Source organism: Rhodococcus sp. PSBB066 (assembly GCF_017068255.1).
Taxonomy (GTDB): domain Bacteria; phylum Actinomycetota; class Actinomycetes; order Mycobacteriales; family Mycobacteriaceae; genus Rhodococcus; species Rhodococcus aetherivorans.
Map to the genome: position 1 here is coordinate 2,491,772 of NZ_CP070859.1, position 18,035 is coordinate 2,509,806.

Sequence of the window (18,035 nt, forward strand, 5' to 3'; positions counted from 1 at the left end):
GACGAAGGACGGTGTCGTGCCGCAACGGTGATCCGTTGCAGCCGTGCTGTTTTCGTCCTCCGCCTCACGGAGGATGGCTGTGCCTGCCCCCACTGCGCCCGCCCGCCGGCTGTTCGCTACCGGACTCGCCGCGCTCGCCCTGCTCGCCGCCTCGTGCGGCTCGAGCGGCGGATCCGACCCGGCCTCCGCGTCGTCCGGCGACGGCACCTTCCCGGTCACCGTGGGCTCCGGCGACGGCGCGATCACCCTCGACGCGGTCCCCGGATCGATCGTCTCCCTCAGCCCCACCGCCACCGAGATGCTCTACGCCGTCGGCGCCGGCGACCAGGTCGTCGCGGTCGACGACCAGTCCGATTTCCCCGCGGAGGCGCCCGTCACCGCCCTGTCCGGATACTCGCCGAACGTCGAGGCCGTGCTCGGCTACGAACCGGACCTCGTGGTCGCCATGGACGACGTCGGCGACCTCGTCTCCGGCCTCGAGGCGGCCGGCGTCCCCACGCTGCTGCTGCCCGCCGCCACCACCCTCGACGAGGCGTACACGCAGATGGAGCAGCTCGGCGCCGCCACCGGGCACGTCGGCGACGCGGCCGAACTCGTCGCCTCGATGCGCAGCGACATCGACGAGGTCGTCGCCGGGCTGCCCCCGCGCCCGGCCCCGCTGACCTACTACCACGAGCTCGACGACACCTACTACAGCGTCACCGGCGGCACCTTCATCGGCGGCATCTACTCGATGCTCGGCCTGCGTTCGATCGGCGACGCCGCCGGAGCCGACGCCTACCCGCAGCTGTCCGCCGAGTACGTCCTCGACGCCGACCCCGACCTGATCTTCCTCGCCGACGGGCAGTGCTGCGGTGTCACCCCGGACGCCGTGGCCGCCCGCGCCGGCTGGGGCGAGCTGACGGCCGTCCGGTCCGGCCAGGTCCACGTGCTCGACGAGGACGTCGCCAGCCGCTGGGGACCCCGGGTCGTGGACCTCGTGCGGCACCTCGGGACGATCGTGGCCGCCGCGCCCGCGTCCGAACCCGCCGCGCAGCCCACCCGGTGACCCGCGCCGCGCGCCACCCGGCCCTGGTGCTCGGCGCGGCAGCCCTCGTCCTGGTGGTCGCGCTGCACGTCGGGGTGCTCGTCGGCCCCGCCGGGCTCACCGTGCGCGGCGTGTTCCTCGAGCTGATCGACGCCCTGCCGTTCGTCGACGTCGACTCCGGACTGACGACGCGGCAGCAGGCCATCCTGTGGAACATCCGGATGCCGCGGGTGGCGCTCGGCGCGCTGGTCGGCGCGATGCTCGCCATCGCGGGTGCCACCTACCAGGGGGTGTTCCGCAACCCGCTGGCCGATCCATACCTGCTCGGTGTGTCGAGCGGGGCGGGCCTGGGCGCCACCCTCGCGATCGCGCTCGGCGGGGCGCTCGGTGCCGCCGGGGTGCCGGTCGCCGCGTTCGCCGGCGGCCTGGTGGCCGTCGCCGCCACGTACGCGCTCGGGCGCAGCGTCGGCGGGATGCGTTCGGAGGTCGTCATCATCCTGGCCGGCGTCGCGGTCGCGGCGTTCGCCAATGCGGCGCAGACGTTCGTCCAGCAGCTCTACGACGACACCCTGCGGCAGGTGTACACGTGGCTGCTCGGCCGCCTCAGCACCGACGGCTGGTCCGACGTGGTCGTCGTGCTGCCGTACGTCGTGGTGTCCGCCGCGGTCATCCTGCTGCACCGCCGGATGCTCGACGTGATGGCGGTCGGCGACGTGGAGGCCGCGAGCCTCGGCGTGAGCCCGGCCCGGGTCCGGCTGGTCCTGGTGTGCGTGGCCACCCTCGGCACCGCCGCCGTGGTCGGCGCCAGCGGGCTCATCGGCTTCGTCGGAATCGTGGTGCCGCACGCGATCCGGCTGATCGTCGGCCCGGGGCACCGGCTGCTGCTGCCGCTGTCGCTGATGATCGGGGCCGCCTTCCTCGTCCTGGCGGACGTGCTGGCCCGGACCGTGATGTCCCCGGCCGAACTGCCCATCGGCGTGGTGACCGCGGCCGTCGGCGCCCCGTTCTTCCTCGTCGTGCTGCGCCGGCATCGGGGGGTGTCGTGAACGCCGTCGACTGCCACGGCCTGAGCGTCGCCCGCGGCGGCAAGACCGTCCTGCACGGGGTGGACCTGCTTGTCGGACAGGGGGAGTGGGTCGCCCTCGTCGGACCCAACGGCGGTGGGAAGACTACGCTGCTGCACGCGCTCGCGGGCCTGGTGCCCGCGACCGGCCGGATCCGCGTCGGCGGCCTGGACCCCGCCCACGCCGGACGCCGGGCGATGGCCCGGACGGTGGCGCTCATGCCGCAGCGGCCGGTCGTGCCCGAGGGCATGACCGTCGCCGACCTGATCCGGCTCGGCCGCACCCCGCACATGCCGCGGTTCGCGACCGAGTCGGCGCACGACCGCGAGGTGGTCGAGTCGGTGCTCGACCGCCTCGACCTGCGCGGGCTGGCCGCGCGGCCGGCGACCGAGCTCTCCGGCGGTGAGCTGCAACGGGTGGTGCTCGGGCGCGCACTCGCGCAGGAGCCGAAGGTGCTGCTGCTGGACGAGCCCACCAGCGCCCTCGACATCGGCCACCAGCAGCACGTGCTGGACCTGGTGGAGTCGATGCGCGCGGAGAACGGGCTCACCGTCCTCGCGGCCATGCACGACCTGACCTCGGCGGCGCTGTACGGCGGACGGCTGGTGCTGCTCGCCGACGGCCGCGTCGTCGCCGACGGCACGCCCCGGCAGGTGCTGACGGCCCGGCGGATCGCCGACGTGTACGGCGCGCGCGTCGAGGTGCTGGACCGACCCGGTTCCGGACCGGCCATCGTGCCGGTTCGCGGGAGCTGTTCCGGCCGAACCGAATCGGAGGGTTCGTGATGGAGGTCCTGCTGCTGGGCACGGGTGCGGCCGACGGCTGGCCGAATCCGTTCTGCACGTGCGCATCGTGCTCGGACGCGGCCGCCCGCGGCGAGATACGCGGGCAGACGGCGGCGCTGGTGGACGACGTCCTCATGCTCGACTGCGGGCCCGAGGCGCCGCGCGCGGCCCTGCGCCACGGCCGCACCCTCGCCGGGGTGCGGCACATCCTGCTCACCCATTCGCATCCCGACCATCTCGGCCCGCAGGCGCTGCTGTTCCGTGCCTGGGCGACAGTGGATTTCGAGATCGAGGTGATCGGACCCCCCGACACGCTGGACCAGTGCCGGGACTGGGTGGGTCCCACCGACGCGGTGCGGTTCGTGCCCGTCGCGGCGGGGGACGTGCTGACGGTGGGCGAGTACCGGGTGCGGGTCCTGCCCGCCGCCCACCGGGTCCTGAGCGAGGGAGACTCGGTGCTCTACGACGTGCAGGGCCCGGGCGGCGACCGGTTGCTGTGGGCGTGCGACACCGGCCCGCTGCCCGCGGACTGGTTCGAGCGGGTCGCCGGCGCGCGGTACGACGCGGTCTTCCTGGAGGAGACGTTCGGTGACCGCATCGATCTGGGGGACGCGCACCACACGCTGCCCGCGTTCGGCGAGACGGTGGGGGCGCTGCGTGCGTGCGGGGCGGTGACCGAGCGGACCGATGTGGTGGCCGTGCATCTGGGGCACCACAACCCGCCGGTCGCGCAGTTGCGGATCCGCCTGGCGGCCTGCGGGGCGCGACCGGGCGACGACGGTGAGGTGACGACGGTGGGACAAACGACCGGCAAAGCCGCTGCGCCGCAGCGCACCCTGGTACTCGGCGGTGTCCGCTCCGGCAAGTCGCGGCACGCCGAGGAGTTGCTCGAATCGTTCCCGGCGGTGACGTACGTGGCGACCGGCGGCACGCGCGACGGCGACGCGGAGTGGGCCGAGCGGGTGGCGCTGCACCGCGCCCGTCGGCCGCGGTCGTGGACGACGGTGGAGACCGACGACGTGGCATCCGTACTGCGCGGGTCGCGCGAGCCGTTGCTGATCGACTGCCTGGGAACCTGGCTCACCGCCCGCCTGGACCGTCACGACGTGTGGTCGGGCGGCGACGTCGCCGCGGTCGAGGCGGACGTCGAGCAGTTGCTCGAGGCGTGGCGTTCGTGTGCCGTGCCGGTGGTGGCGGTCAGCAACGAGGTCGGCAGCGGCGTGGTGCCGCCGACGGCGTCGGGCCGGCTGTTCCGCGACCTGCTCGGGCGGCTCAACGCGCGGGTGGCCGCCGAGTCGGAGGCGGTGACGTTGGTCGTGGCGGGCATTCCGATGCGGTTGCGCTAGAGCATCGAACTTCGTTCTGTGCAAGTCGGATTCCCGGTCACACATAAACCTCCGATCGCACACGATTGTGTGCAGATGTGATCTGGAACACAGCCGTAACTGTTTAGTGACCCTTCGCATCGGGCGTGTTATCGTTCCGAAACGAACTGGGGTCCGAGCGGGGGTGTCGGTCCACAGTGCCCTTCGGGGCAGCACGCCAACGACACCTGAATCCGCCTGTGCGAGAAACCGACCGGTATCTCGCCCGACCTGACCAGAAGGCACATCCGAATCGACCGCGGCGGCCGCCCGCGGCCGTGATCAGCCGTGCCCGGGGGCGCCCGGGTAACCGCACACCTGAGTAGGGGAATGAATTGAGTATCAAGCACACGTCCGGCCTCCGCCGCGGCGCACGCATCGGTGGTGTCGCAGCTGCCGCCGCGATCACCCTGGGGTTCCTGTCCGCGGGTGTGGCCAGCGCCGACACCTTCGTTCCGCTGCCCGACGGCGAGATCGTCGCTCCGAGCGGGAACGTCATCAAGCGCTTTGCCGAGAGCGCCCTGATCTCGCCGTCGCTCGCGGCGAACGGTGCAGGCCGGGTGGCGTGGGTGTCCGGCACGGTCACCGCCGACGTCAAGGGTGTTCCCGCCAATGCGGAGGCCGGTCCGTCCAACGGTGGTATCGCCGAGAACCCCGACGGTTCGGTCAACCAGAACGGCACCCAGGGCACCTCCACCGACGGGGTGCCGCGCCTGACCGCCGGCTACATCGTCGGCTGCCAGGTGGACATCAGCAAGCTCTCGGGCACCCTGGGCCTCAACGCGGGTCTGTCCGCCAACCTGGTCTCCGAGAGCGCCAGCGGTACTGCCGGCGGTTCCGCCAACATCTCGGTGCCGATGAGTGCCGGCCAGGTCAAGTTCGTGCGTGTCGAGAGCAAGGCCATCAAGAAGGACGGCACGTACACGATCCAGTACCAGGACGCGCAGATCGACGCTCAGGGCTGCGGCGGCTACGCGCAGGCTCGTTCGTACACGGTCCTCGAGGTCACGGGTAACAACTACGAAAAGACCACCCTGTACGGCCAGCCGTTCAGCATCGGCTGAGCATCTCCAGGCCACCCCTCCTTACCCTCGCTCGCACGAGCGTAGAACCTCGAGAGAGAGACCATGAAGACCAGCTTCAAGACCGGCCTGCGCCGCGCGCTCAAGTCCGCCGGTGTCGGCGCAACCGTCGCCGTCGCGATCGGATTCGCCTCCGTCGGTGCGGCCAATGCCGACACCTTCGTTCCGCTGGAGGACGGCTCGATCAGCCAAACGCTGCCCGGCGGCATCACCGTCACCGTCACCCGGACCGATGAGAAGGCCAACATCTCGCCCTCGATGGGTGCGACGCCGCTGCACCGCAACGTGTGGGTTTCGGGCACCGCCAAGGTGGATATCAGTGGTCCGGGTGCCGACAAGCTCGGCGGTCGGATCCAGCCCGGCTACATCGTCGGCTGCCAGCTCGGTATGACGGCCAACCTCGGCGCGGGGGCCGGCCTGACCGGTGGTGCCAGCTCGACCAGCTCGACGCCGACCGCGGGCGCCTCGGTGACGGGCAACGCGGGAATCACCCTGACGCCGAACCAGGCCTACGACTACAAGGTCCTGGACCTGACCCAGTCCGACCCCTGGGGCGCCGAGGTGCACCGCAACTACAACACCTTCAAGGGTGCGACCGGCAGCGTCACCTGGGGCGACTCGACGCTCGGCGTGACCGGCTGCGCCGGCTACGCACAGGCCCGCAGCTACGTCAAGGTCACGGTCGACACCGCGACCACGACCCAGCAGGTCACCCTCTGGGGCCAGCCCTTCAGCATCGGCTGAGCGAGGCGCCTTCAGAGGTGAGCAGCCCCGCCGACGAGAACCTCATCCTCTCGTCGGCGGGGCGTCGTCGCTGCCCGGTCCGGTGGGGGCCGGGCAGTGGCGTCATGGATGAACGGTGACGGGGAGGTTGTTGCGGCATCGCCCGAGTGGCATGCGCGACAACCTCCCCTTCGGCGTCGAAACCGCCCGCTCGATGCCGCTCAGAACGGATTCGCGGTGCGCCCCACCAGTTCCGCGATCGATTCGATGACGCGGGTGGGCCGGTAGGGGAACATCTCCACGGACTCGCGGGTGGAGATGCCGGTGAGGACCAGCAGTGTCTGCAGGCCCGCCTCGAGGCCGCAGACGATATCGGTGTCCATGCGGTCGCCGATCATGAGCGTGTGCTCCGAGTGCGCGCCGATCGCGCGCAGGGCGGACCGCATCATCAAGGCATTCGGCTTGCCCACGAAGTACGGTTCGCGGCCCGTCGCGCGGGTGATCAGGGCCGCGACGGCCCCGGTGGCGGGGAGCGAGCCCTCCCGCGACGGCCCGGTCGGATCCGGATTGGTCGCGATGAACCGGGCACCCCGCTCGACGAGCCGGATCGCCGTGGTGATCGCCTCGAACGAGTACGTGCGGGTTTCCCCCAGGACGACGTAGTCCGGATCGCTGTCGGTGAGGACGTAGCCGATGTCGTGCAGGGCCGTGGTCAGCCCCGACTCGCCCACCACGTATGCGCTGCCACCGGGGCGCTGATTCGCCAGGAACGTCGCCGTCGCCAGCGCCGACGTCCAGATCGACTTCTCCGGGACGTCGAGGCCGGTGCGCAGCAGCCGGGCCCGCAGATCCCGCGGAGTGCGGATCGAGTTGTTGGTGAGCACCATGAACGGCGTGTCGTTCTCGCGCAGCTCGGTCAGGAACGCGTCGGCACCGGGAATCAGGTGTTCCTCGTGGACCAGGACGCCGTCCATGTCCATCAGGTAGTTCCAGACCGGCGCGGGTGTGGGTTCGTCGCTCACCGTTCGAGTGTGTCACCGACCGCTCAGGCCAGCAGCCGGTACAAGCCGATCAACCCGACCACGACGATGACGGCACGCAGCGCCGTGGGCGAGAGCCGGCGGCCGTACCGGGAGCCGAGGGCCCCGCCGATCAGTGAGCCCACGGCGATCAGCGCCGCCACCGTCCAGTCGATCCGGTCGAACGCGACCAGCGTGTAGGCGGTGGCGGCCACGACGTTCACCAGCAGCGAGAGCAGATTCTTCGCGGCGTTCTGCCGCTGGATGTGGTCGTGCAGCAGCGCGCCGAACAGGCCCATCAGCAGGATGCCCTGCGCGGCCGTGAAGTAGCCGCCGTACACGCCCACTGCGAAGGTGCCGACGATCAGCGCCGTCATCCGGGCGGGGCCGATCTGCTCCTCCGGGCCGCCGGAGCGGCGCAGCACCCACTGCTGCAGCTTCGGCTGGAACACGACGAGGAGCAACGCCAGCACGAGCAGGACGGGCACGATCGTCTCGAAGGCCGACTCGGGCAGGTTCAGCAACAGCCACGATCCGAGGACCGCGCCGGAGACCGACGCGGGGATCTGCCACCGTAGCCGGGGCCACTGTCCGCGCAGCTCCCGCCGGTACCCCCACGTGCTCGACACCCCACCCGCGACGAGCCCGACCGCGTTGGACATCGTGGCGGTCACCGGCGGCAGACCGAAGGCGACGAGGGTCGGGAAGGTGATGAGGGTCCCGGAGCCGACCAGCGCGTTGATCGCGCCGGCGCCCAGCCCGGCCAGGGCGACGAGGAACAGTTCGAGCGGTGTCACCGAGCCGACCTTACGGTAGGCGCCGCCGTGGCCTGTCGTCGCCACCCCGGAGCGTCGGGTACCACCGAATACGCTGTCTCGACAAGGCTTTCGCGTGGATCGCCGGCGGACGGCACCGGCCGCCGCGGGTGCCGGTGTCCCGCCGTCGTGGCCCGCCGGTGCACCGTCCCAATTCCGGACACTCCCCGTCCGCGGGAGCCGCCCACCCCTCCCGCCGGTTCGGGGGCCGAACGGTCCCGTTCCGGCGACGCGCGCTCGAATCCGCAGGTCGAGGGGCGTCCGAGGGCGGGAGATGAGCCACGTCATAGCGGGTGTCCGAAAGTGGCACACTTCACATCCTCGGGTCCGGCCGCATGCTCTTCCTCATTCGAACCGCATCACCGCAACCCGAAACGGGGGACACCCGATGGACAGACTCATCAACATCGACAACGGTGGCACGCTCACCGACATCTGCGCCTGGGACGGCCACGAATTCAGCTTCACCAAGACCCTCACCACACCGTTCGATCTGTCGCAGTGCCTGTTCGACGGATTGACGAAGGTGTCGAAGGAGATCTACGGAGCCGAGGACCTGCCTGCACTGCTGCACTCGACGGCGCACATCCGTTACTCGACCACGCAGGGGACGAACGCGCTCGTCGAGCGCAAGGGCCCCCGCATCGGCATCATCACCGACTCGGCCGACCTCGTCGACGAGCTGCGCCGCACCCCCGAGCAGCAGGCGCTGTTCGACGACCTCGTCGGGGCCCGGGTGGCCGTCGTCGACGCCGAGGCCGCGGACCTCGAGGGGGAGCTGGTCGCCCGGGTCAACCGTCTCACCACCGACGGTGCCGCCCGCATCGTCGTCGCCGTCGGGGACACCGACGACGGACGCGAGCGGAAGCTGCGCGGCATCCTGCTGCGCAAGTTCCCGCGCCACCTGCTCGGCTCGGTTCCGTTCCTGTACTCGTGGGACTTCACCACCGACCGCACGCCGGCCCGGCGGGTCTGGTCGGCCGTGATCAACACGTTCCTGCACCCGACGATGGAACGGTTCCTCTACAACGCCGAGCACCGGCTGCGTGACCACCGCGTCAAGAACCCGCTGCTGATCTACCGCAACGACGGCGCCTCCTCGCGCGTCGCGAAGTCCGTGGCCCTCAAGACGTACTCGTCCGGCCCGCGCGGCGGCCTCGAAGGCACCCGGGCGCTCGCCGAGATCTACGGCCTCAAGCACGTTCTCATGATCGACGTCGGCGGCACCACGACCGACATCGGCACGGTGGCCGGGCGGGAGATCCTCACCGACCGCCGCGGCTCGATCGCCGGCATCCCGACCTCCTTCCCGATGTCGAACGTCGAGTCGGCCGGCATCGGCGGCAGCTCCATCATCACCGTCACCGACGGGGCGATCACCGTCGGACCGGAAAGCGTCGGTGCGGCACCCGGACCGGCCTGCTTCGGCTTCGGCGGCACGTCCGCCACCATCACCGACGTCAACCTCCTCCTCGGCGTCCTCGACCCCACCACCTACCTCGACGGCGACTTCACCCTCGACGCGGACCGGGCCCGCGCCGTCGTCACCGCCACGGTGGCCGAACCTCTCGGCCTCACCCTCGACGAGGCGCTGCTCGCGATGGAGCAGGCGTACTTCACCGCGATGGGCAACGCCGTCGCGCCCGCGGTGTCGGAGGCCGACGAGACCACCATCGCCGCGTTCGGCGGCGCCGGCCCGATGAGTGCGTGTGGCGCGGCGCGGGTCGCGGGCGTGCGCAGCGTGCTCGTCCCCAAGCTCGCGGCGGTGTTCTCCGCCTTCGGGATCGGGTTCTCCGACATCGGGCAGAGCTACGAGGCCGACGTCGCGGACACGGCGGAGGCGACGCTCGCCGCGGCCGTGGCCGACCTGCTGGCCAAGGCAGAACGGGACATGTTCCAGGAGGGGCACGCCCTCACCGACTGCGAACTGTCCTGGACCCTGACCACCGAGGATGCGCACGGGGCCACGGTCGACGAGGCGTCGTACGAACCCGGCGAGTGCGTCGAGCTCCTGCCCGGCGCGTCCACCGCGCTGACCCTGGTGGCCACCCGCCGGATGAACCGGATCGAGCTCCCGCACGGCTCCTTCGCCGAGGCCCGCGATCCCCGGGCGGCCGGGGAGCGCACCGTGCTCGGAGCCGGCGGCCGACGGGCGGTGCCGGTGTTCGCGCTGGCCGACCAGGAGCCCGGCGCCACCGCCGAGGGCCCGGCCATCGTCGAAGGCCCCTTCTTCACCGCCCGTGTGCAGGAGGGCTGGAAGTTCGACGTCACCGCCGGCGGCGACCTGCTGCTCACCGACACCCACTGACCGACAGAGCCCGAAGCCTGTTCGACCGCAGGCTCGTTCGAAGGATGCACGACATGCAGATCCCCATGACCGAATACCTGGTCATCGACCTCGACAGCGAACTGTGGGTGTGCCGGGTGTGCCGGCACGAACTCGGCAGCGCCCGCGGCAATTACAAGGAAGGCACCCTGGTCTACGACCGCGACCCGCGCGAGATCCACCAGCCGATCATCGATCCCGACCGCTACGAGTTCACCTTCTCGCCGGACCCGGCGTACTGCCGCATCCTCGAGTACTACTGCCCCGGCTGCGGCACCCAGATCGAGACCGAGTACATCCCGCCGGGACACCCCCCGACCGTCGACATGGAATGGGACGTCGACGCCTTGCGCGCCCAGTGGCTCGAACGCGGCACCGATCCCGGACAGGTCGTCACGTACGGCCCCGGCCAGGACGCCGAGGGCGAGTTCGAAGGCCGGCGCCACAACCACCACTAGTCACCGCGACCCGCAAGGAACCTCGTCACCATGAAACGAATCTCCGTCGACATCGGCGGCACCTTCACCGACTGCTTCTTCGCCTGGGACGACAAGTACGTCGAGGCCAAGGCCCTCACCACCCACCACAACCTGGCGCAGGGATTCAACGAGGCACTCGACCTCGCCTGCCGCCGAGCCGAGCTGGACCGGGACGACGTCCTGTCCCAGGTGGATTCGGTCCGCTACGCGACCACGCTCGGCACCAACGCCCTCATCGAACGCAAGGGCCCGCGCGTCGGTGCCATCGTCACCCACGGCTTCGAGGACACCATCCCGCTCTCCCGCGGCCGCGGATACGGCGAGGGACTCGATCCGTCGATGCAGCAGAACCTGCCGGCCGCGGAGCGGCCCGAACCGCTGGTCCACCGGAGCCTGATCCGGTCGGTCCAGGAGCGGGTCAACTCCGCCGGCGAGATCGTCGTCCCGCTCGTCGAGCAGAACGTGCGCACGATGGTGCGCGAACTCGTCGACGCCGGTGCGCAGGCGCTCGTGGTGTCGCTGGTGAACGCCACCGAGAATCCCACCCACGAGCTGCGGATCATGGAGATCATCCAGGAGGAGTACCCGGAGCATCAGCTCGGCGCGATCCCGGTACTGCTCGGCCACCAGGTCTCCGGGCGCAAGGGCGAGTACGTCCGCGCGACGTCCACCATCGTCGACGGCTTCCTGCACGGCATCATGTTCCATGCCATGAGCCAGCTCGCGAACAACCTGCGCGACTCGGGCTACGACAAGCCGATGCTCATCATCCACAACTCCGGCGGCATGGCCCAGATGAACTCGACCGATGCCCTGCAGACCATCCACTCGGGTCCCGTCGCGGGTGTCAGTGCCGCCGAGCATCTGTCGGAGTCCTCGGGGATCGGCAACATCATCACCACCGACATGGGCGGCACGTCCTTCGACATCGGACTGGTACCCGCGGGCGGCGTGAAGCACTACGACTTCCAGCCCACGATCGACCGCTGGCTGGTCTCGGTCCCGATGATCCACCTCGAAACCCTCGGCGCCGGTGGTGGTTCCATCGCAAGCTACGACCGGATCCACCACTCGGTCCGGCTCGGGCCCGAGTCCGCCGGCTCGGACCCCGGTCCGGCCTGCTACGACCGCGGCGGGCTGCGCCCCACGGTGACCGACGCCGACCTGCTGCTCGGCTACCTCGATCCGGACAACTACGCCAACGGCTTCATCAAGCTCAACCGCAAGCGGGCGGTGTTCGCCGTCGAGGAACAGCTGTGCGACGAGCTCGACCTCGACGTCATCGACGTCGCCAAGGTCATCAAGCGGTCCGTCGACGAGCAGATGGCGATCGGCATCGCCAAGGAGTTGCGGGTGCGCGGCTATCTGCCGGAGGACTTCACCATGCTCGCGTACGGCGGCAACGGCCCGCTGCACGCGTGCGGGATCGCCGACCAGGCCGGCATCCGCAAGATCCTCGCCCCGCCGTTCTCCTCGGTGTTCTCCGCCTGCGGCGCCGGCAACATGAAGCAGCTGCACATCCACGAGCGCGGCGTCCACGTGGTGCTCTACAACGCCACCACCCGCGGGCTCTACGACAGCTACGACGAATTCAACGACATCGTCGCCGCGCTCGAGGCCCGGGGCGCGGAGGATCTGCGACGCCAGGGTGTCGGCGACGGGGCGATCGAGCACCGCCTCGAGATGGACCTGCGCTACGGCAACCAGCTCGTGACGACGGCAGTGGCCTTCGACATCAACCGGATTCACGGCGTCGGTGACGTGCTCCACCTGATCCGTACGTTCTCCGACATCTACTCCAAGCGCTACGGCGAGGGGTCGGCCGCACCCGAGGCCGGCATCCGCGTCCAGACCATCAGGGTCGCGTCCTACGTCAACGGTGAGACCGTCGAGTTCGATTCCCTGCACCACGACGGGGAGCGGACGCTGCCGACGCCGGTCGGGCACCGCGACGTCCATTTCGTCGCGCATCCCCGGGCGATCACCACCGCGATCTACGACGCCGACGCGCTGAGTCACCACCACGTGATTCCCGGTCCGGCGATCGTCACCACCGAGAACACGACCTACCTCGTCGAGCCGGGCTGGCGCCTCGAACCCTCACCGCAGGGCGCCGTCTGGTTCCTCAAGGACTAGCGCAGAAACACAGGAGACACAGCCATGACCGCACTTCACGACGACCTCACAGCCGCTGCGGAGCAGCGCCTTGCAACCGCTTCGCTGAACGAGCAGGAGCAGCAGTGGGTCGACGACTTCATGGACGAGACGACGCTGTTCCTCGGGCCGGACCGGGAGATCATGCGTTCGCACCACATCACCTCCCGCAGCGAGTTCGAGCAGGAATGCCTCGCCGACGGGGTCGACCCCCTCCAGGTGGACCGCATCCGCAAGCGCCTCGCGGGCGCCCTCGACGAGGGCTTCGAGATGTGCGAGGCGATGGGCGCGGCACCGGGCGCCAAGTGGGGCGACCTCACCACGGCCATCTACACGGCGGCCGGGGACGTCACTTACCTGTCCTGCCACGGCGTGATCGCCTTCTCCGCGATCCTGCACCACCCCATCCGGTACATCATGAAGTACTGGAAGGACGAGCCGACCGTCGGAATCCACCCCGGCGACGGGTTCATCCACAACGACGCCCGCTTCGGCAACGTCCACAACACCGACCAGTCGATGATCATGCCGATCATCCGGGACGACCGCATCATCGCCTGGGTGGCCGCCACGATCCACGAGGGCGAGAACGGCGCCTGCGAACCGGGCGGCATGCCCTCCGGCTCGGAGACCCCGTTCGACGACGGCCTGCGGATGAGCCCGTTCAAGATCGTCGAGCGCGGCGAGCTGCGCCGCGACCTGCTCACCTTCCTGCAGCACTCGGTCCGCGACCCGAAGCTCCAGCTGGCCGACCTGAAGGTGAAGATCGGTGCGGTCCAGCGCATCCAGGAACGCGTCGACAAGATCATCGACGAGGTCGGCGTGGAGACGTTCGTCGCGGCGCTGCGGATCACCGTCGAGGACGTCGAGGCCGAGGTGCGCCGGCGCATCCGGGAACTGCCCGACGGCACGGTCCGGTTCAACCAGTTCATGGACTCCACCCTCAAGGAGAACATCCTCATCAAGCTCGCCTGCTCCATCACGGTCCGGGGCGACAAGATGACCATCGACCTGCGGGGCAGCGGACCGGAGATCCTGAACCGGGCCATCAACTCGCCGCTGTGCTCGGTCAAGTCGATGATGATGCAGGCCATCCTCGCGTTCTGGTGGCCGGACCTGCCGCGCTGCACCTCCGCGATGAGCCCGATCGAGATCATCTCCGACGAGCACACGTGGTCCGACGCCGGCTACGACGCCCCCATGGGCCAGTCGCTGCAGGCCTCCTTCCGCGGCTTCTCGGCGCTCCAGAATCCCTGGGCCAAGCTGCAATTCTCCAACCCGGAGAAGTTCTCCAACGTCATCGCGCCCTGGTTCAACCAGATCAACACCTTCCTGTGGGGCGGGGTCACCCAGCACGGCGACCAGGTCGGCAACCTGTGCGCCGACCTGAACGGCATGGGCGGCGGCGCCAAGGCGTTCCGGGACGGCGAGGACGCGGTCTCCCCGCTCTTCTGCGCGATGGCCGACACGGCCGAGCAGGAGGTCATGGAGGAGGAGGTGCCCTTCATGCAGCTGGTGAGCAAGCGGATCGTCCGCGACAACCAGGGCTTCGGCAAGTACCGCGGCGGCATGGGCTACGAGATGATCGTGGCGGCCGAGGGCACCCCGCTGTGGGGCTTCATGACGGTGACCTCCGGTGCCAAGTTCTCCTCCATCAGCGGACAGTTCGGCGGGTACGGCTGCAACACCTACCCGCTCGCGACGGTCAAGGGCGTCAACGTCTACGACGAGCTGCGCCGCAACCCGGAACGGTTCGACCTGTCCATCGAGAAGGTGATGAACGAACAGCCCTTCGAGGGCGCCGAGTACAGCACCAGCCACATGGGTCTGCAGTTCGACGTCGCCAAGGACGGTGAGCTGTACATGATTTCGCAGGGCACGGGCGGAGGGTACGGAGATCCGCTCGAACGCGCCCCGGAGGACGTGGTCGCGGATCTCGAGATCGACCGGATCTCCGCGAAGGTGGCGCACGACATCTACGGCGTCGTGTACGCGCCGGACACGTTCGTCGTGGACGTCGACGCCACGGAGACGCTACGCGCGTCGATGCGGCGCGACCGGCTCTCCCGCGGTGTGCCCTACGGCGAGTTCGTCGAGAAGTTCGTGACGCCCGAACCGCCGCAGGACCTGCTGTACTACGGATCCTGGGGCGACACCGAGGAACTGACCGCCACGCACTTCACCGTGCACGGCGCCGAGCGGGTCACCACGACGATCGACAAGATGCCGATCATCATGATGCCCGACCGGCGGGAGCTGAAGATCGCCGAGCTCACGGCCCGGGTGAAGGAACTCGAGTCCAAGCACGGCGAGATCGTCCACCGCAAGTCCTGAAACCGGTCCGGCCGGAGCCGGTTCCGGCCGGCTCCGGCCACCGGATCCACCCAAGCCGGGTGCCCGCACGTGTGCTCCCCTCACCGTGCGGGCACCCACTCCCTGGAGTCAGAAACATGACCATCTCGTTTCCCGCCGTACTCGACGCGCCGGTCTCCGGGCGCCGGGTCCCGCTCGTCGTCGACCATCTCGACTACAGCCGCCGGGTCCTGCTCCGCGGCAACCCGGTGCCCTGGGAGGATCCCACCGCGCTGTCGAACTTCCTCAACCAGGCCCACGGGCTGCTGCGACCGGACGTCACGCTGCTCGATCTCGGCGAGTACTACCGCCTCGCGGCGGACGACCCGCGCCTGCGCGAGGCGATGGCCGCACGGTCCCGGACCGGGTACGCGTTGCGGGCACTGCTGGCGGACGCCGCGACCGCCCGCGCCGTGGCGACGCTCGCCGCCACCGTGGCCGGCACGACCCGGCTGCCGCTGGTGCTGCAGATCCCCTCGCCGCGGGCCTGGCTGGCGGCGACCCACCCCGGAGACGTCGCGGACCTGGACGCGGACCGCGTCGAGGCCGCGGCGATGTACGTCGCCGACTGGCTGCGCGGCTTCGCCGAGGTGCCGGTCTCGGCGGTCCTGCTCGACGAGCGGATCGCGCCCGCCGCCGCCGCCGCGCTACCGCCGGTCGATCCGCAGTCGTACGTGCCGGTGACGAACGTGGCCGCGCACTACCGGTGGGAGATCGGACTGCGCGGCGAGGACACCGTCTCGGTCGGCGCGCACGAGGGTGACGTCCTCGGCTCCGGCTACTGGCTCGCCGACGACGCTGCCGTACCGGACGCCCGCGGCGCGTTCCGGCTCGCGCACCTGCCGGCGGATGCGGTCCCGGAGACGGTGCTCGCCCGGCTGGCCCGGCTCGACGGCCACGGTGACTGAACGTGGACGACCTGCACGCCGGTGCCGCGGGGAGCGGCACCGGCCCGGGGGCGGACGCTACCCTGGAGGCGTGACGTGCATCACGAGAGTGCCGGGGCGAGGCGCCCGATGAAGAGCGCGGACCGACGGCTGCGGGTGGCGGTCGCCCGGGCCGGATTCCTCGACTCCGGCGAACCGGACGATTCGCTGGTCTCCTCTGTCGTGTCCGCGTCGTGGCGGCGCTCCGCCGCGGCGGGCGTGCGACCGTCCGGTGGGGAGGTCCGGTTCGCGGGGGAGGTGGACCGGACCTCTCGGCTGGTCCAGTGCTCGCTACCGGTCCTGGACCGCCTCGCGGAGGAGACCGTCGACGTCCCGGTGAGCATCGCCCTGACCGACGCCAAGGCACAGGTGCTGATGCGCCTCGACGGGGCCCGCGCCATCGGACGGTTGCTCGACCATGTCTCCCTCGCGCCGGGATTCGACTACTGCGAGGGGCAGATCGGCACCAACGGCGTCGGCACCGTGCTGGAATCCGGGCGCCCGGTGCAGATCGAGGGCGCCGAGCACTTCCACGAACGGTTCCAGCCGTTCGCCTGCTCCGGGGCGCCGATCCGGGACCCGTTCAGCGGACGCGTCGCCGGCGTCATCGACATCAGCTGCCTCACCGAGCATTCCTCGCCGCTGCTCACGACCGTCGTGCGGACCGCGGCGGCGGAGATCGAACAGAATCTGTTCCGGGACCGGAGCGCCCGCCAGCACGCGCTGTTCGACGCGTTCGTGCGGGCCGACGCTCGCGGCGGCACGGCCCTCATGGCAATCGGGAGCGCGATGTCGCTCGCGAATCCGCTCGCCCACACCCTCCTCGCGCCGGAGGACCAACGCCGTGTCGGTGAACACGTCGACTACGTCATCGGGCACCGCGCGCGCATCGACGAACTGGTCGAGCTGGGCACCGGCCTGTCCGTCCGGGTTCGCGCGACCCGGATCCTGGCGGGCGAGGACACCGCCGGATACCTCGTCGAGGTCTCCGAGGCGGCCGCGGCCGCAGCACCGCTTCCGTCCGTTCCGAACCGGGTCCGCGAGCACCGGCTGCACTCCGGGCGGGTCGGTCTGGCCGCTGCCGGCACCGATCGTCTCCGCTCGAGCGGTTCCTCCGCTCTGTGGATGCGCGCCTGCAACGAGATCGAGGAGGCCCTGTCCGCCGGGGCGAAGTTGCTCCTCACCGGCGAACCGGGCACGGGGAAGGCGTCTCTCGCGTCGGAGATCTTCCACTCCCTGTACGCCGGGGGCCGGAGCATCCTCGTGGACGGGAGCGAGACCGACCTGTCCGGGCTCACGGTGTCCTCCACCAACCCCACCCTGTACGTGCTGCGCAACATCCAGGCCATGCCCGCCCCGCTCACGACGACCTTGGCCGAGACCCTGGCGGAACCCGTCCCCGAGCACATCTTCGTCGTGGCCACCATGGAGGAGTCGGAGGAGCCGCCGTCCGAGACCCTGGCACCGCTGCTGGCGGCGCTCGACCGGACCGTGCACGTTCCTGCGCTGCGGCACCGCACCGACGACATCGCCGGGGTCGTGGCGCAGGTGCTCCGCAAGATCAGCGGATCGCAGAGCCGAGCGGTCGCTCCCGACGCCATGCGGGTGCTGGCGCGCTATCCGTGGCCGCGCAACATCCACGAGGTCGAGGCGGCCCTGCGGAGCGCCGTCGCACAACGGCCTGCGGGCGCCATCACCGTCGAGGACCTGCCCGAATGGTGCCGGCACGGTCCGCGCAGGCAACTCAACGCGGTCGAGTCCGCCGAACGGGATCTCATCGCCAAGATCCTGCGGGAAACCGGAGGCAACCGTGTACACGCAGCGCGCGCGCTGGGAATCTCGCGGTCGTCGCTGTACCGGAAGCTGACTCTGTTCGGATTCACCGGCGAGTAGTCACCTACGGGCGATCGTCGCGCCGC

At 70.3% G+C, this 18,035-nt stretch carries 14 protein-coding genes; 12 read left to right on the forward strand and 2 right to left on the reverse strand.

Annotation, left to right across the window (positions count from 1 at the left end):
- Positions 1-73 precede the first annotated feature (73 nt).
- The 6 genes from JYA75_RS11470 (at position 74) to JYA75_RS11495 (ending at position 6,066) form a co-directional block, all read left to right on the forward strand.
- Complete coding sequence (locus tag JYA75_RS11470; RefSeq protein ID WP_168579952.1) at positions 74-1,048, forward strand: ABC transporter substrate-binding protein; 975 nt, start codon at positions 74-76, stop codon at positions 1,046-1,048.
- Entirely contained in the window at positions 1,045-2,073 is a 1,029-nt protein-coding gene (locus JYA75_RS11475) for an iron ABC transporter permease (RefSeq protein WP_006945506.1), read from the forward strand. The genes JYA75_RS11470 and JYA75_RS11475 overlap by 4 nt, the downstream gene beginning before the upstream one ends.
- Positions 2,070-2,876 (forward strand): ABC transporter ATP-binding protein, encoded by an 807-nt coding sequence (locus tag JYA75_RS11480; protein WP_102799912.1) that lies wholly within the window; start codon positions 2,070-2,072, stop codon positions 2,874-2,876. Before JYA75_RS11475 ends, JYA75_RS11480 begins: the two co-directional genes overlap by 4 nt.
- On the forward strand, positions 2,876-4,222 hold the full coding sequence (locus tag JYA75_RS11485) for a bifunctional adenosylcobinamide kinase/adenosylcobinamide-phosphate guanylyltransferase (RefSeq protein ID WP_203330181.1): 1,347 nt from the start codon (positions 2,876-2,878) through the stop codon (positions 4,220-4,222). Before JYA75_RS11480 ends, JYA75_RS11485 begins: the two co-directional genes overlap by 1 nt.
- 353 nt (positions 4,223-4,575) lie before the next feature.
- Positions 4,576-5,304 (forward strand): MspA family porin, encoded by a 729-nt coding sequence (locus tag JYA75_RS11490; RefSeq protein WP_203330057.1) that lies wholly within the window; start codon positions 4,576-4,578, stop codon positions 5,302-5,304.
- Positions 5,305-5,367: 63 nt separating this feature from the next.
- The gene (locus JYA75_RS11495; RefSeq protein ID WP_050035682.1) at positions 5,368-6,066 is read left to right on the forward strand and encodes an MspA family porin; all 699 of its coding nucleotides are present in this window, start codon (positions 5,368-5,370) and stop codon (positions 6,064-6,066) included.
- A gap of 200 nt (positions 6,067-6,266) precedes the next feature.
- Here JYA75_RS11495 and JYA75_RS11500 read toward each other — a convergent pair whose 3' ends face one another.
- The gene (locus JYA75_RS11500; protein WP_203330182.1) at positions 6,267-7,025 is read right to left on the reverse strand and encodes an HAD-IIA family hydrolase; all 759 of its coding nucleotides are present in this window, start codon (positions 7,023-7,025) and stop codon (positions 6,267-6,269) included.
- A gap of 65 nt (positions 7,026-7,090) precedes the next feature.
- Positions 7,091-7,861: a sulfite exporter TauE/SafE family protein gene (locus JYA75_RS11505; protein WP_006945513.1), complete on the reverse strand. Its 771-nt coding sequence runs from the start codon at positions 7,859-7,861 to the stop codon at positions 7,091-7,093.
- 406 nt (positions 7,862-8,267) lie between these two features.
- Between JYA75_RS11505 and JYA75_RS11510 the strand changes: the two genes are divergently transcribed.
- From JYA75_RS11510 to JYA75_RS11535, 6 genes are all read left to right on the forward strand, one after another.
- Complete coding sequence (locus JYA75_RS11510; protein WP_185712942.1) at positions 8,268-10,187, forward strand: hydantoinase/oxoprolinase family protein; 1,920 nt, start codon at positions 8,268-8,270, stop codon at positions 10,185-10,187.
- A gap of 53 nt (positions 10,188-10,240) precedes the next feature.
- Positions 10,241-10,663 (forward strand): acetone carboxylase subunit gamma, encoded by a 423-nt coding sequence (locus tag JYA75_RS11515; protein WP_006945515.1) that lies wholly within the window; start codon positions 10,241-10,243, stop codon positions 10,661-10,663.
- Positions 10,664-10,693: 30 nt separating this feature from the next.
- On the forward strand, positions 10,694-12,820 hold the full coding sequence (locus tag JYA75_RS11520) for a hydantoinase/oxoprolinase family protein (protein ID WP_006945516.1): 2,127 nt from the start codon (positions 10,694-10,696) through the stop codon (positions 12,818-12,820).
- 24 nt (positions 12,821-12,844) lie between these two features.
- Positions 12,845-15,172 carry a hydantoinase B/oxoprolinase family protein gene (locus tag JYA75_RS11525; RefSeq protein ID WP_006945517.1) on the forward strand — a complete coding sequence of 776 codons (2,328 nt, stop codon included), beginning with the start codon at positions 12,845-12,847 and terminating at the stop codon, positions 15,170-15,172.
- 116 nt (positions 15,173-15,288) lie between these two features.
- Positions 15,289-16,098 (forward strand): hypothetical protein, encoded by an 810-nt coding sequence (locus JYA75_RS11530; protein WP_203330058.1) that lies wholly within the window; start codon positions 15,289-15,291, stop codon positions 16,096-16,098.
- A 108-nt stretch (positions 16,099-16,206) separates the two neighbouring features.
- The gene (locus tag JYA75_RS11535; protein WP_006945521.1) at positions 16,207-18,009 is read left to right on the forward strand and encodes a helix-turn-helix domain-containing protein; all 1,803 of its coding nucleotides are present in this window, start codon (positions 16,207-16,209) and stop codon (positions 18,007-18,009) included.
- Positions 18,010-18,035: the final 26 nt, after the last annotated feature.

Coding starts and splice junctions, on each gene's coding strand:
- JYA75_RS11470 (WP_168579952.1), top strand. CDS start 74: ATGGCTGTGCCTGCCCCCACTGCGCCCGCCCGCCGGCTGTTCGCTACC.
- JYA75_RS11485 (WP_203330181.1), top strand. CDS start 2,876: ATGGAGGTCCTGCTGCTGGGCACGGGTGCGGCCGACGGCTGGCCGAAT.
- JYA75_RS11495 (WP_050035682.1), top strand. CDS start 5,368: ATGAAGACCAGCTTCAAGACCGGCCTGCGCCGCGCGCTCAAGTCCGCC.
- JYA75_RS11500 (WP_203330182.1), bottom strand. CDS start 7,025: ATGGACATGGACGGCGTCCTGGTCCACGAGGAACACCTGATTCCCGGT.
- JYA75_RS11510 (WP_185712942.1), top strand. CDS start 8,268: ATGGACAGACTCATCAACATCGACAACGGTGGCACGCTCACCGACATC.
- JYA75_RS11515 (WP_006945515.1), top strand. CDS start 10,241: ATGCAGATCCCCATGACCGAATACCTGGTCATCGACCTCGACAGCGAA.
- JYA75_RS11520 (WP_006945516.1), top strand. CDS start 10,694: ATGAAACGAATCTCCGTCGACATCGGCGGCACCTTCACCGACTGCTTC.
- JYA75_RS11525 (WP_006945517.1), top strand. CDS start 12,845: ATGACCGCACTTCACGACGACCTCACAGCCGCTGCGGAGCAGCGCCTT.
- JYA75_RS11530 (WP_203330058.1), top strand. CDS start 15,289: ATGACCATCTCGTTTCCCGCCGTACTCGACGCGCCGGTCTCCGGGCGC.
- JYA75_RS11535 (WP_006945521.1), top strand. CDS start 16,207: ATGAAGAGCGCGGACCGACGGCTGCGGGTGGCGGTCGCCCGGGCCGGA.